The organism is Xanthomonas sp. F14, assembly GCF_014199865.1.
Map to the genome: position 1 here is coordinate 182,191 of NZ_JACHOM010000003.1, position 12,363 is coordinate 194,553.

11 protein-coding genes are annotated in these 12,363 nt (G+C 65.6%); 2 read left to right on the forward strand and 9 right to left on the reverse strand.

The features are described from left to right. Positions 1-3: 3 nt before the first annotated feature. Genes kdpB through GGR73_RS12280 form a run of 3 tightly spaced genes read right to left on the reverse strand, consistent with a single transcriptional unit; the run spans position 4 to position 3,986 of the window. Positions 4-2,052, reverse strand: coding sequence for a potassium-transporting ATPase subunit KdpB (gene kdpB / locus GGR73_RS12270; RefSeq protein WP_039515790.1), 2,049 nt, complete (start codon positions 2,050-2,052; stop codon positions 4-6). 11 nt (positions 2,053-2,063) lie between these two features. Next, a complete protein-coding gene (gene kdpA / locus GGR73_RS12275; RefSeq protein WP_184457118.1) occupies positions 2,064-3,878 on the reverse strand; it encodes a potassium-transporting ATPase subunit KdpA in 1,815 nt (604 codons plus the stop codon). 15 nt (positions 3,879-3,893) lie between these two features. Further along, on the reverse strand, positions 3,894-3,986 hold the full coding sequence (locus GGR73_RS12280) for a potassium-transporting ATPase subunit F (protein ID WP_006452907.1): 93 nt from the start codon (positions 3,984-3,986) through the stop codon (positions 3,894-3,896). A gap of 1,006 nt (positions 3,987-4,992) precedes the next feature. Here GGR73_RS12280 and GGR73_RS12285 point away from each other — a divergent pair. Beyond that, a complete protein-coding gene (locus tag GGR73_RS12285; protein ID WP_039509881.1) occupies positions 4,993-5,331 on the forward strand; it encodes a hypothetical protein in 339 nt (112 codons plus the stop codon). A 40-nt stretch (positions 5,332-5,371) separates the two neighbouring features. Here the strand turns inward: GGR73_RS12285 and GGR73_RS12290 are convergent, their stop codons facing one another. Then, positions 5,372-6,298, reverse strand: a complete 927-nt coding sequence (locus GGR73_RS12290; protein WP_184457120.1) for a DMT family transporter — start codon at positions 6,296-6,298, stop codon at positions 5,372-5,374. Further along, entirely contained in the window at positions 6,295-7,086 is a 792-nt protein-coding gene (locus GGR73_RS12295) for a PhzF family phenazine biosynthesis protein (RefSeq protein WP_184457122.1), read from the reverse strand. The genes GGR73_RS12290 and GGR73_RS12295 overlap by 4 nt, the downstream gene beginning before the upstream one ends. 128 nt (positions 7,087-7,214) lie before the next feature. Here GGR73_RS12295 and GGR73_RS12300 point away from each other — a divergent pair, with 128 nt between their 5' ends. Beyond that, positions 7,215-8,624, forward strand: a complete 1,410-nt coding sequence (locus GGR73_RS12300; RefSeq protein ID WP_184457124.1) for an aminotransferase-like domain-containing protein — start codon at positions 7,215-7,217, stop codon at positions 8,622-8,624. Positions 8,625-9,227: 603 nt separating this feature from the next. Here the strand turns inward: GGR73_RS12300 and fghA are convergent. The 4 genes from fghA to frmR all read right to left on the reverse strand — a co-directional run bounded on the left by fghA (position 9,228) and on the right by frmR (position 12,210). Then, complete coding sequence (fghA, locus tag GGR73_RS12305) at positions 9,228-10,058, reverse strand: S-formylglutathione hydrolase (protein ID WP_104556174.1); 831 nt, start codon at positions 10,056-10,058, stop codon at positions 9,228-9,230. 59 nt (positions 10,059-10,117) lie between these two features. Further along, complete coding sequence (gene gfa, locus GGR73_RS12310; RefSeq protein ID WP_039524052.1) at positions 10,118-10,693, reverse strand: S-(hydroxymethyl)glutathione synthase; 576 nt, start codon at positions 10,691-10,693, stop codon at positions 10,118-10,120. Between the two features lie 68 nt (positions 10,694-10,761). Continuing rightward, positions 10,762-11,871, reverse strand: coding sequence for an S-(hydroxymethyl)glutathione dehydrogenase/class III alcohol dehydrogenase (locus tag GGR73_RS12315; RefSeq protein WP_054591879.1), 1,110 nt, complete (start codon positions 11,869-11,871; stop codon positions 10,762-10,764). A gap of 63 nt (positions 11,872-11,934) precedes the next feature. Further along, positions 11,935-12,210, reverse strand: a complete 276-nt coding sequence (gene frmR / locus GGR73_RS12320; protein ID WP_016902624.1) for a formaldehyde-responsive transcriptional repressor FrmR — start codon at positions 12,208-12,210, stop codon at positions 11,935-11,937. Positions 12,211-12,363 lie beyond the last annotated feature (153 nt).

A 12,363-nucleotide genomic window follows, 5' to 3' on the forward strand; every position in this document is an offset into this window, starting at 1 on the left:
GACTCAGTTCCCCAAAGTGGCGACAAGCGCCAGGTCGATCAACTTGATCGCGGCAAACGGCAGCAATACGCCACCGACGCCGTACATCAGCATGTTCCGGCGCAGCAGGGCCGTGGCGCTGGACGGGCGAAAGCGCACGCCGCGCAACGCCAGCGGAATCAATGCAGGGATGATCAGCGCATTGAAGATCAACGCCGCCAGCACCGCATGCCGCGGGTTGGACAACTGCATCACGTTGAGCGCGGCCATCGACGGAATCGCCGCCGCAAACAGCGCCGGCAGGATCGCGAAATACTTGGACACGTCGTTGGCCAACGAGAACGTGGTCAACGCACCGCGCGTGATCAGCTGCTGCTTGCCCACTTCGACCACTGCCAGCAGTTTGGCCGGATCCGAATCCAGATCGACCATGTTGCCGGCCTCCTTGGCCGCCTGCGTGCCGGAGTTCATCGCCAGGCCCACGTCGGCCTGGGCAAGCGCCGGCGCATCGTTGGTGCCGTCGCCGACCATCGCCACCAGCCGCCCGCCGGCCTGCTCGGCACGGATGCGGGCCAGCTTGTCTTCCGGGCGCGCCTGGGCGATGTAGTCGTCCACGCCGGCTTCGGCGGCAATCGCGGCGGCCGTAAGCGGGTTGTCGCCGGTGATCATCACCGTCTTGATGCCCATCGCACGCAGCTGCGCGAACTTTTCCTTGATGCCTTGCTTGACCACATCGCTCAGCTCGACCACGCCCAGCACATGCCGGCCTTCGGCCACCACCAGCGGGGTAGCGCCGCCGCGCGCGACTTCTTCGATGCGGCCGTTCAACTCCGGCGACACCGTGGCGCCCTGCGCCTGCACATAGGCCACGATCGCATCGCCGGCACCCTTGCGGATGCTGCGCCCGGCCAGATCCACGCCGGACATGCGGGTCTGCGCGGTGAAGCCGATGAAATGCGCGCCCTCCGGCTCGACCGCCACCGCGCCCTGCTGGCGTGCCAGCTTGACGATAGATTTGCCTTCCGGCGTCGGGTCGGCCAGCGAGGCCAGCATTGCCGCATCGCGCAGCTGCGCACGGTCGATACCGGCCAGCGGATGGAACGCGGTGGCCTGCCGGTCGCCGTAGGTGATGGTGCCGGTCTTGTCGAGCAACAGCACGTCCACGTCGCCGGCCACTTCCACCGCCTTGCCGGATTTGGCCAGCACATTGGCAGACAGCGCGCGGTTCATGCCGGCGATGCCGATCGCCGGCAACAACCCGCCGATGGTGGTCGGGATCAGGCACACCAGCAGCGCGATCAGCAACAGCGGATCCAGCGTAACGCCGACAAAACCCGCAATCGCCGGCAGCGAGGCCACCACGATCAGGAAGGTCAGCGTCATCGCCGCCAGCAACAAGGTGAGCGCGATTTCGTTCGGCGTCTTCTGCCGGTTGGCGCCTTCCACCAAGGCGATCATGCGATCCAGGAAACTATGCCCCGGCTCGGCGGTGACCTTGAACACGATCTCGTCGGAGAGCACGCGCGTTCCGCCGATCACGCCACTGCGATCGGTGCCGGCCTCGCGCAGTACCGGTGCCGATTCGCCGGTGACCGCCGCTTCATTGATCGTTGCAACGCCGCGCACGATCTCGCCATCGGCCGGGACGAATTCGCCTTCGGACACCATCACGTAGTCGCCCGGGCGCAGCTCTGCCGCCGGCACGCGGGTCTCGCGGCCGCCGAGTGCGGTTTCCACCCGGCGGGCGACCAGATCCTTGCGCGCACGGCGCAGCGATGCGGCCTGCCCACGCCCGCGCGCCTCGGCGATGGCCTCGGCGAAATTGCCGAACAGCACGGTGACGAACAGGATCGCCGTCACCGCCCAGCCGAACCCGGCATTGCCATACCCGCTGGCGGTGATCACCGCCGCCAGCAGCGTGCCACCCATCACCACCGCCATCACCGGGCTGCGCAGCAGATGCCGCGGCGCCAACTTGAGGAAGGCCGCGCGCATTGCCGCCACCAGCACGGCGGCGTCGAACAACGCCGCGTCACCGCGCGCGCGTTTTTCAGTCGTATCGATCGTAGACATTGCTCAAACTCTCAGGACGCCGCCAGGGCGAGGTGTTCAGCGATAGGACCCAGCACCAGTGCCGGCATGAACTGCAGCACGGTGAGCACCAGCACGATCGCCATCAGGGTCAGCGCGAAGGTTGGCGTTTCGACATGCAGGCTGCCGGCCGATTCCGGCGCGCGCCGCTTCACTGCCATGCGCGCGGCCACCATCAGCGGCAGGATCAGCGCGGGATAGCGGCCCAATGCCAGCACCGCCGAGCAACTCAGGTTCCACCAGTACGTCGCATCGCCCAGGCCTTCGAAACCCGACCCATTGTTGGCAAAGGCCGAGGTGTACTCGTAGAACACCTGGCTGATGCCGTGGAAGCCGGGATTGGAATTGGCGGTAAATGCCGGCACCGCCAGCGCCACTGCGGTGAAGCCCAGCACCACCAATGGCTGCAGCAGGATCAGCAGCGCAAGCAACTGCACCTCGCGCGCTTCGATCTTGCGGCCGAACAACTCCGGCGTGCGCCCGGTCATCAAACCGGCCAGGAACACGCTCAGCAGCAGATACACCACGAACTGCTGCAGGCCGCAGCCGATGCCGCCCCAGATCGCGTTGATCAGCATGTCCACCAGCGTGACAAGGCCGCTCAACGGCGCCAGCGAATCGTGCATCGCATTGACCGAGCCGTTGGAGGTCTGCGTGGTCAAGGCCGCCCACAACGCAGACGCATCTGCGCCGACACGCACCTCCTTGCCTTCCATCAAGGCAGCCGAGCTGGCGCTGGCCGAATGCGCTTCGGACCACAGCAACAGCGCGGTGGATGCGACCGACATCGTCAGCATGGTGCCGAACACCAGCGCGGTGAGACGCTTGCGCCCGGTCAGATAGCCGACCATAAACACCACGCTCATCGGCAACAGCACCAGCGCCAAGGTCTCCAGCAGGTTGCTCAGCGGCGTGGGATTTTCCAGCGCCACCGAACTGTTGGGGCCGTACCAGCCGCCACCGTTGGTGCCGAGCTGCTTGACCGCGACCATCGCCGCAACCGGCCCGACCGGAATGGTCTGCTTGGACATGCCGGCGCTGCTGTCCAGCGGTGCGGCAGTGGCCGCACCCTGCAGCGTGGAGGGCACGCCCTGCCAGCCGAGCAGCACAGTCCACAGCAGGCACAGCGGCAGCAACACACGCACGCTGGCGCGGATCACATCCGCCCAGTAATTGCCGACGTCTGCCTCCGGCAACGCTTCCAATCCGGCAGCCGACTGTTGCCGCCCCGGGCGCGGCGTGACGATCTCCGGCTCCTCCAGCCCGGCCACCCGTGGCTTGGCGCTGGCCGTCGCATTGGATGCCGGCAAGGCGTCGGACACAGTTGCAACGGCACGCCCACCGAACAATGCGCGCAAGGTCGCCACCGCCAATGCCAGGCCCATCATCGGCGTGACCACCTGCAGGCCGACGATGCCGGTCATCTGCGCCAGATACGACAACTGCGCCTGGCCCGAGTAGTGCTGCTGATTGGTGTTGGTGACGAACGACACCATGGTGTGCAGCGCGGTGTCCCAGCGCATGTTCGGGATGGCGTCCGGGTTGAACGGCAGCCACGCCTGGGTCATGAACACTGCCCAGGTGAGCAGGCCGACAACCAGGTTGCTGAGCAGGAACGCTACCGCATACCCACGCCACGACATCCCCTGCTGCGGGCGGGTACCGAGCAACGCATACAACGGCCGTTCGATCCAGCCGAACAGCACGTCGCCACGCATCGGGGCGCCGCGCATCACCGCTGCCAGGTAGCGGCCCAGGGGCCAGGCCAGCACGATGGCCAGCGCGTAGACAAGGAGAGTTTCAATCATTGGAGCGCACTCGCATCAGAAGTCTTCGGGGCGCAGGACCACGTACAACAGGTACGCGGCGGCAACGAGTACGGCCACGCCGCACAACAGGGACAACCAGGCAGGCATGTCAGCTACTCCCCGAGACGCGCGCAACGCGGCGCGATGGATGCGAGATGCGGCGGCGCATGCAGCGTCTGCAGGCCGACAAGGCAAAGCGCTGCCGCACCGCGCGCGCAGCGGCGATGGAGCAGACAGGTCAAGGGATGCATCGGAATCGTCCACGGCGGAACCGCTCCGCCAACCTGCGCAGTGTCTGCCCGGGCTGCGTAAAGTCGCTATGGATCTGCGACAGCCGCCGCGTAAATTCCGCATAAATGCTGTGTGGCGACGGTCTGCAGTCACGTCTCCACGCTATGCAGCCGTTTCCGGGCAACTTCGGCCTCTAGTCCCAACTCAGGACGACCAGGTTTTGAGTCAGGACGTTATGAGGTGGTAGCAAAGCCGCGTTGGTCGAGGGCGCGGTGCCCTCACCACTTCCGGGACACGCCGTAGATCCGTCCATGGAGGCTCCTTGGCGGCATTCATGCCGCCAAGGGTCCCGGAACCGGCAAGGTCACCGCACCAGGACGTTCTGAGATTGCTTTATCGAAAGCCTGCTGATTGCTCGGCTCGTCTTGGCAACTGATTGGGCATGCTGCAAACACTGCATGCCACGCCCTGCTCGCCCGTGCACACCGACTATCTGGACTGGTCCTTGCCCGCCCACCGTCGCGGGACCTTACGCGGCATGGATGCCGCGTAAGAGCCTACACGGACGTACTTGCGGCGTGTCCTGCGATGGTGGGCGGGCAAGGGCCCTGCAGTGGAGCCGCAGATCAGCCGCTCTACAACTGATCTAGCCGAGCGACCTCATTCCTAATACACGAGGAGCCAAAATCAGCCGGGATTCCGAGTTGCAGCCTCGTTCACCAGATGCCGTCAAGACCTGGCGGGACGAGCGCACAGCACCCTCTTCGCTCGCGGAACAGGCCGTGACTTCGCACCTGGAGGCTCCCACCTGTCCCCACCTGTCGACGGAGCGATCACCGTCGCTGCACTAACGTACCGGCGTCATCCATCAGAGTCCTTGCACATGCCTGTCAGCTACTCGATCAGCCTGCCCGACCCCAAGCTCGCCCGCGGCGGCGATGCGAGCGTGAGCTTTAGTGCCCATGGTGCCGAGGCCTTTGCCGAACAGTTGCAGGCCGCCTTGCGTGATCCGGCCTGGTTCGATCGCTGGCGCCAGCTGCAGGCCGACCCGGACGCGGTGGACCCCAGCCTGGGCGTGACCGATCCATCGGCCACGGTTACCGGCAAGCAGGGCGACCTGCGTGTGGACCTGGTCGCCACCACCAGCATCCCCGGCGACCTGCTCAAGCAGCGCATGCAGGCCCTGGCCGGGCACCACTGGGAACTGCGCGACGTACGTTGAGTTCCACGGCCGCCGCGTGCACTGCGCGGCGGCACTTTGTTCAGGCCGGTGCGCTGTCTGCCACACGCCGCGGCCAGCGCCATTTCAGATTCACCGCCAGCGTGCCCATCACGATCAGCGCCAGGCCCAGCCACTGCACCGGCACCAATGCGTGGCCGTAGAGCAGATAGTCCAGCAGTAGCGTCACCAGCGGATACACGAACGCCAGCACCGCAATCGTGGCCACATGCAGATGGCGATAGGACGAATAGAACAGCACATAGACGATGCCGCTGTGGATCACGCCCAGGCCCGCCAGCCACAGCCAGTGCAGACCCGGATGCAACGCCGCACTGCTGGAAAACCCGGCCAGCAGGAACGTGCCGACCCAACACTGCACCGTCACCACCGCCAGCGGCCGCTCGCGACTGATACGGCGCGACATCAGCAGCGACGCACCGCATAGCAGCGCCGCCAACAGCGTGAGCGCGATGCCGATCAGATAGCCACGGTCGGCCGCCTGCCACAACCGCGCCGGATTTGCCGAGCAGGCCACGCCGACGAATGCCAGCAACGTCCAGCCCAGATCGGCACGCCGCGTGCGCTCGCCTTGCACCAGCGCGGCCAGCAGCAACATCACGAACGGAAACACGTGGTAGACCATGGTCGCCACGCCGATCGACGAGCGCGCCATGCCGGCGAACAACGCCACCCAATTCAACACCAGCAGCACACCGCTGACGATGGCATCGCGCAACAGCGCACGCTCGCGCCATAGCCCTCGTAGCTGTCCACCGACCAAGCCGCATACGGTAAGAAACAGCGCCCCGAACAGGCAACGATAGAACACCGCCGTCACCGGATCCTGCCCGCTTTCGTGGACGAACACGCCGACCGAACCGATCAGGACTTCGGCAACCAACAATTGCCAGACCGCCCGTCGCCCAGCGCCGGCCGATACTGCATGCACAGATAAAGAAGTGTTCATAGCGCAATGGTTCCCTGCAGATACTGGACAGCGCTGCCGCGCACGTAGACATGCCGCGGCTCGACCCGGCACTGCAGTTCGCCGCCACGCGCGGAGGCCTGCAGCGCGGTGAGCTGCGTCTTGCCCAGCCGCTGCGCCCACAACGGCGCAAGCGCGGCATGAATCGATCCGGTAACCGGATCTTCGCTACCGCCGTTGCAGGGCCAGAAGTAGCGAGAAACAAAATCATGCTCAAGGCCTGGCGCGGTGACCGCCACATCGCGCGGCGCCAGTGCCAGCATCCGGCCCAGATCCGGCGTCACCGCACGCACCTGTGCTTGGTCGGCGTAGACGGCGATATACGCCTGCGCGTTCGCATAGACAGCTTGGGGCGCGATCGATAACGACTCAGACAACGCGTGCGGCACCACTTGCAGCAGCGACGGCTCATGGTTGGGAAAGCGCAGCTCGAAGCTGCGCTCATCCATCCTGGAAACGCCGATCTCACCGACAGCCGGCGCACGCAAGCGTAGTGGAAACGCCGCCAGCTGGTGCGTCGCGATCACGAACGCGCTGGCCAAGGTCGCATGCCCGCAGAAGCCGACCTCCTTGAGCGGAGAAAACCAGCGGATGTCGAACACCCCGCTGTCGTCGCGAACGAAGAAGGCGGTCTCCGAAAGATTGTGTTCGCTGGCGATGGCCTGCATCACCGGCTCCGGCAACCAGGCCTGCAATGGCACCACGGCTGCCGGATTGCCCTTGAAACGCAGCGTGGTGAACGCATCGACGATAAACACAGGAAGCAGCACGGCCAACCTCACAGAGGGGAAGATACCCGGGGTACTCACCGGGCACGGCCAGTCTGCAACGTGCTACCCGACCATCACAGATTCAGATACGCTGCAAATTGACCAATACAGATGGAAGGCGTCCGCAAATGCTGCTGTACGAATCGCTGGCCACGCAGCTGCGGCAGCAGATCGACGGCGGCACCTTGCGTGCCGGCGAGCGCCTGCCCTCGATCCGGCAACTGGCCGCCAACCATGGCATCAGCACCGCCACCGCCGTGCAGGCCTGCCTGCAACTGGAACGCGAGGGGCGCGTGCAAGCGCGCCCGCGCTCGGGCTACTTTGTGCGCAGCGCGGCGCCTGCATTGCCGGCCGCCGCACCCGTCACACGTCGGCGCAAACCGAGCATGGTCGACAACCCGGCCTTGCAGCGCGTACTCGACACCTTGGCGCGCACCGACCTGGTGCCGCTGCACACTGCCACCCCCGCGCCTGCGTTATTGCCCACCTCGCAACTGGCCGCAGCCCTGTCGCGGCAGCTGCGTCGCCAGCGCACGGCGGCGCTGGATTACGCACCGCCGCAAGGGCACGCCGCACTGCGCCGTCAGATCGCACAACGTTATGCACACTGCGCAACCACCGTCGACGCAGAAGAGGTGGTGATCACCGCCGGCGCGATGGAGGCGATCAGCCTGGCGCTGCGCACGCTCACCGCACCAGGCGATGTGGTGCTGGTGGAAACGCCCACGTATCACGGCATCCTGCAGGCGGTGGCGGCACTGCGCCTGAAGGTGCTGGAGGTACCCAACCGTCCCGGCCAGGGTATCGATGTCGCGCGTCTGGATACGCTGTTGCAGCGCACGCCGGTGCGTGCGGCAGTGCTGATTCCCAACTTCAACAATCCAAGCGGCAGCCTCACGCCCGACAGCGCCAAGCGCGCATTGCTCGACAGCTGCGCACGCCATGGCACCGTGGTGATCGAAGACGATATCTACGGCGAACTGGATTGGTCGGGCCAACGTCCACGTCCGCTGCGCCATTTCGATGCCCGTGCCAACGTGATCACCTGCGGCTCGTTCTCCAAGGTGCTCTCGCCCGGCCTGCGGGTGGGGTGGTTGCTGGGTGGCGACTGGACCGACGCCCTGGTGCGCGCCAAGTACTTTTCCACCGTCGGCAGCGCCAGCCTGCCGCAACTGGCACTGGCCGACTACCTGGCGCAACACGATCTGGAACGGCACCTGCGCAAGCTACGCCGCACCCTGGCCGACAACGGGCAGCGGCTGCGCGATGCCATCGTGCGGCATTGGCCGGAAGGCACGCGCGTGGGCGACCCGGCAGGCGGGTTATCGCTATGGCTGCAATTGCCCGACGGCGGTAGCGGCCAGGCCGTGTTCGAGGCCGCGCTGGCAGAACGTATCGGCACCTCGCCCGGTCATCTGTACTCCAGCCGTGGCGACTACGCAGACCACCTGCGGCTGACCTGCGGCCAGCCATGGAGCGACACGCTGGAGCGCGCGATGCGCCGATTGGGCAAGCTTGCGGCGCAGGTAGTGCATTAGCCGTTCTTGGTTTGTGGCAATGGCTATAGCCGACAAGATAATGATGTGACGCAGCTGGTCGACGCAGACTTCAGATGCGAAAAGGCTGCTTGCGCGCCTTACCAGGAAGTTTGCAGGGCGTTGTGTTGAAGCCTGCCTGTTGAATGCGCTGTATTGAAAAGCTGACAGGACGCCGTTATCCAAACAACGGCACGCCATGCTCTGCTTGCACCAGCGCACCGACCATCTCGCCTGGTCCTTGCCCGCCCACCATCGCGGGACCTTACGCGGCATGGATGCCGCGTAAGAGCCTACAGGGACGCACTTGCGGCGTGTCCCGCGACGGTGGGCGGGCAAGGGCCCTGCAGCCACGCCGCAGATCGGCTGCTCTACAAGCCCACCTGCCTGCTCCACCAGCTTTGCTCGTCACCTCATCCGCCAGTGAGCCCGTACCCTCATCCGCCCCTGAGGGGCACCTTCTCCGATAGGAGAAGGGAGGTCGATTCGACGCCTTGCTCAAGCCGCGGCCCACGCAACACGGCAGCGCGGCAATGCAAGGTAAGGCAATGCCCACTACCATCCACCATCGCATACCACGCATCTACCGCGCACTCGACCAGCCGATCAACCACGCAACGCCGCGGCGTGGTGCGCGATGTGTTCGCCGATAAAGCTGGCGATGAAGTAATAGCTGTGGTCGTAACCGGGCTGCAGCCGCACCGTGACCGGATAACCGGCGGCCTTGGCGGCCTGTTCAAACAGCGACGTCTTCAGCTGGTTCTCGAGGAATTCGTCGCCATCGCCCTGATCGATCAACAGCGGCAGGCGCTCTTGTGCCTGTGCGATCAACGCGGTGGCGTCGTACGCTTGCCACGCTGCGCGGTCCGCCCCCAGATACTGGCCGAATGCCTTCTCGCCCCATGGCACCTGGCTGGGCGCGACGATCGGCGAGAATGCCGACACGCTGCGATAGCGGCCCGGATTCTTCAACGCGATGGTCAAGGCGCCATGGCCACCCATCGAGTGGCCGCTGATCGCGCGCGCACCGGTGGTGGCGAACTGCGCTTCGATCAATGCCGGCAATTCGTTCACCACATAGTCGTACATGCGGTAATGCGCCGCCCACGGCTGCTCGGTGGCATCGACATAGAAGCCGGCGCCCTTGCCGATGTCGTAGCCATCCGCGTCGGCCACATCGTCGCCACGCGGGCTGGTGTCGGGCGCGACGAGGATCACGCCATGCTCGGCCGCATACCGCTGCGCGCCGGCCTTGCTGATGAAGTTCTGTTCGGTGCAGGTCAGCCCGCTCAGCCAGTACAGCACCGGTAACGGGCCATCGGCGGCCTGCGGGGGCAGATAGACGCCGACCTGCATGCTGCAGTTCAAGCTCTGCGACTGATGCCGGTAGACGTCTTGCCAGCCGCCGAAGCAGGCGTGGTGTTCGATACGTTCCATGAGATTCCTTCGATAAAAAACCCGCGGCCGGCACGAGCGCCGGCCGCGGGGTTGGACGGTCAGTGCAGCAAACCTTTCTTGCGTGCCACATTGGCGGCCAGCGCATCCATCAATCCCGGCGACAGGCAGTCGTACGGGGTCAGCCCGAGCTCGTTGAGACGCGCACGCACGCCGTCCATGTCCGCCGGCGGCGTGCCGGTTTCGATGATGGAGGACACGAACGCCGCAAAGCCCGGCGGCGACCAGCCTGACTGCTGCGACAACTCGGTATGGATGAAGTCCAGACCGTAAAACGCGTGCCCCTTGTCTTCGATGCGACCGAACATATGCACGCCGCAGCCGGTGCACGCATGCCGCTGGATCGCCGCGCTTTCGTCGACGACCTTGAGCTTTTCCGCATGCGCGGTCACCGTGACCTTGTCGCGCGGCACCACCGCAATCACTGAAAACGTTGCTCCTTCCGGCTTCCAGCATTTACTGCAGCCGCAGGCGTGGTTGTGCGCGGTCTGCGCAGCCACGTCCACGGTCACCTTGTCGCTGGCGCAGTGGCATTCAAGGGTTCCGCCCTGAAAGCTCTCCGCACCGCCACGCGCTATACCACTGTCTACCGAAGGATGAATCGAGACGCTGGTCATCATGCCCCTCCCGGAGTATCGGGTACCACGTGCGCGGAAGCGGCCGCGCGCCGCTCCTGGCCGTACGGTCAGAAATGGATCACGGTGCGGATCGACTTGCCTTCGTGCATCAGGTGGAAGGCCTCGTTGATCTCTTCCAGCGGCATGGTGTGGGTGATGAACGGATCGAGATCGATCTCGCCGTTCATCGATTGCTCCACCATGCCCGGCAACTGGGTCCGTCCCTTGACGCCGCCGAAGGCCGACCCGCGCCATACGCGGCCGGTCACCAGCTGGAACGGACGGGTGCTGATTTCCTGGCCGGCGCCGGCCACGCCGATGATGACGCTCTCGCCCCAGCCCTTGTGGCAACACTCCAGCGCCGAACGCATCACGTTGACGTTGCCGATGCACTCGAAGCTGAAGTCCACGCCGCCATCGGTCAGCTCGACGATGACCTCCTGGATCGGCTTGTCGTAGTCCTTGGGGTTGATGCAATCGGTGGCGCCCATGCTGCGCGCCAGATCGAACTTACCCGGGTTGGTGTCGATGGCCAGGATGCGCCCGGCCTTGGCCTGCACCGCGCCCTGGATCACCGCCAGCCCGATGCCGCCCAGGCCGAACACCGCCACGCTTTCGCCCGGCTTGACCTTGGCGGTGTTGTGCACCGCGCCGATGCCGGTGGTGACGCCGCAACCGAGCAGGCAGACCTTTTCCAGCGGCGCTTCCGGGTTCACCACGGCCAGCGAGATCTCCGGCACCACGGTGTACTCGCTGAAGGTGCTGCAGCCCATGTAGTGGTAGATCGGCTCGCCGTTGTAGGAGAAGCGCGTGGTGCCGTCGGGCATCAGGCCCTTGCCCTGGGTGGCGCGCACGGCCTGGCACAGGTTGGTCTTGCCCGACAGGCAGAACTTGCACTTGCGGCATTCGGCGGTGTACAGCGGGATCACGTGGTCGCCGACCTTGACGCTGGTGACGCCCTCGCCGACCTGCTCGACGATGCCGCCGCCCTCGTGGCCCAGCACGGACGGGAAGATGCCCTCCGGGTCGTCGCCGGACAGCGTGAACGCGTCGGTGTGGCACACACCGGTGTGGGTGATGCGGACCAGCACTTCGCCAGCCTGTGGCGGTGCGACGTCGATCTCGACGATTTCCAGCGGCTTGCCGGGTCCGAATGCAACTGCTGCACGGGATTTCATGTGGTGGCGCTCCTGACGATGGGGTTCAAGGACGGGCACGGCAGGCGCCGGCCCGGTGGGAGTTCATTTGAGATAGGACCGGACCAGCCCGAGCAGCTCCTGCACCCGCTCGGCGCGCTGCGCGTCGGAAGCGGCGGCGTGGCCGAAGTCCTCGCGGATATGCGCTTCGAGCACCTGCGACATCAGTCCATTGACGGCACCCCGGATTGCGGCGATCTGCTGCAGCACAGGCGCACAGTCTGCGCCCGCCTCCAGCGCGCGCTCAAGCGCGTCGCATTGCCCGCGCAGACGTCGCACGCGTGCTAGCGCCCGCTTTTTTTCCTGCGGCGAATGCGGCATGACGGCTCCGGCCAGATACTGGGGGGCAGTATATGGATTCGCCCGAAAAAATCCACGCCCATGAGCATGTCGGCGCAAAGAGGCTGCTGACGGTTGTGGACTGGATCGGAGTCCAGCTGCGACACCACCACGCCAGCCATGGCGTTGAAGGTC

Coding starts and splice junctions, on each gene's coding strand:
- kdpB (WP_039515790.1), bottom strand. CDS start 2,052: ATGTCTACGATCGATACGACTGAAAAACGCGCGCGCGGTGACGCGGCG.
- kdpA (WP_184457118.1), bottom strand. CDS start 3,878: ATGATTGAAACTCTCCTTGTCTACGCGCTGGCCATCGTGCTGGCCTGG.
- GGR73_RS12280 (WP_006452907.1), bottom strand. CDS start 3,986: ATGCCTGCCTGGTTGTCCCTGTTGTGCGGCGTGGCCGTACTCGTTGCC.
- GGR73_RS12285 (WP_039509881.1), top strand. CDS start 4,993: ATGCCTGTCAGCTACTCGATCAGCCTGCCCGACCCCAAGCTCGCCCGC.
- GGR73_RS12290 (WP_184457120.1), bottom strand. CDS start 6,298: ATGAACACTTCTTTATCTGTGCATGCAGTATCGGCCGGCGCTGGGCGA.
- GGR73_RS12300 (WP_184457124.1), top strand. CDS start 7,215: ATGCTGCTGTACGAATCGCTGGCCACGCAGCTGCGGCAGCAGATCGAC.
- fghA (WP_104556174.1), bottom strand. CDS start 10,058: ATGGAACGTATCGAACACCACGCCTGCTTCGGCGGCTGGCAAGACGTC.
- gfa (WP_039524052.1), bottom strand. CDS start 10,693: ATGACCAGCGTCTCGATTCATCCTTCGGTAGACAGTGGTATAGCGCGT.
- GGR73_RS12315 (WP_054591879.1), bottom strand. CDS start 11,871: ATGAAATCCCGTGCAGCAGTTGCATTCGGACCCGGCAAGCCGCTGGAA.
- frmR (WP_016902624.1), bottom strand. CDS start 12,210: ATGCCGCATTCGCCGCAGGAAAAAAAGCGGGCGCTAGCACGCGTGCGA.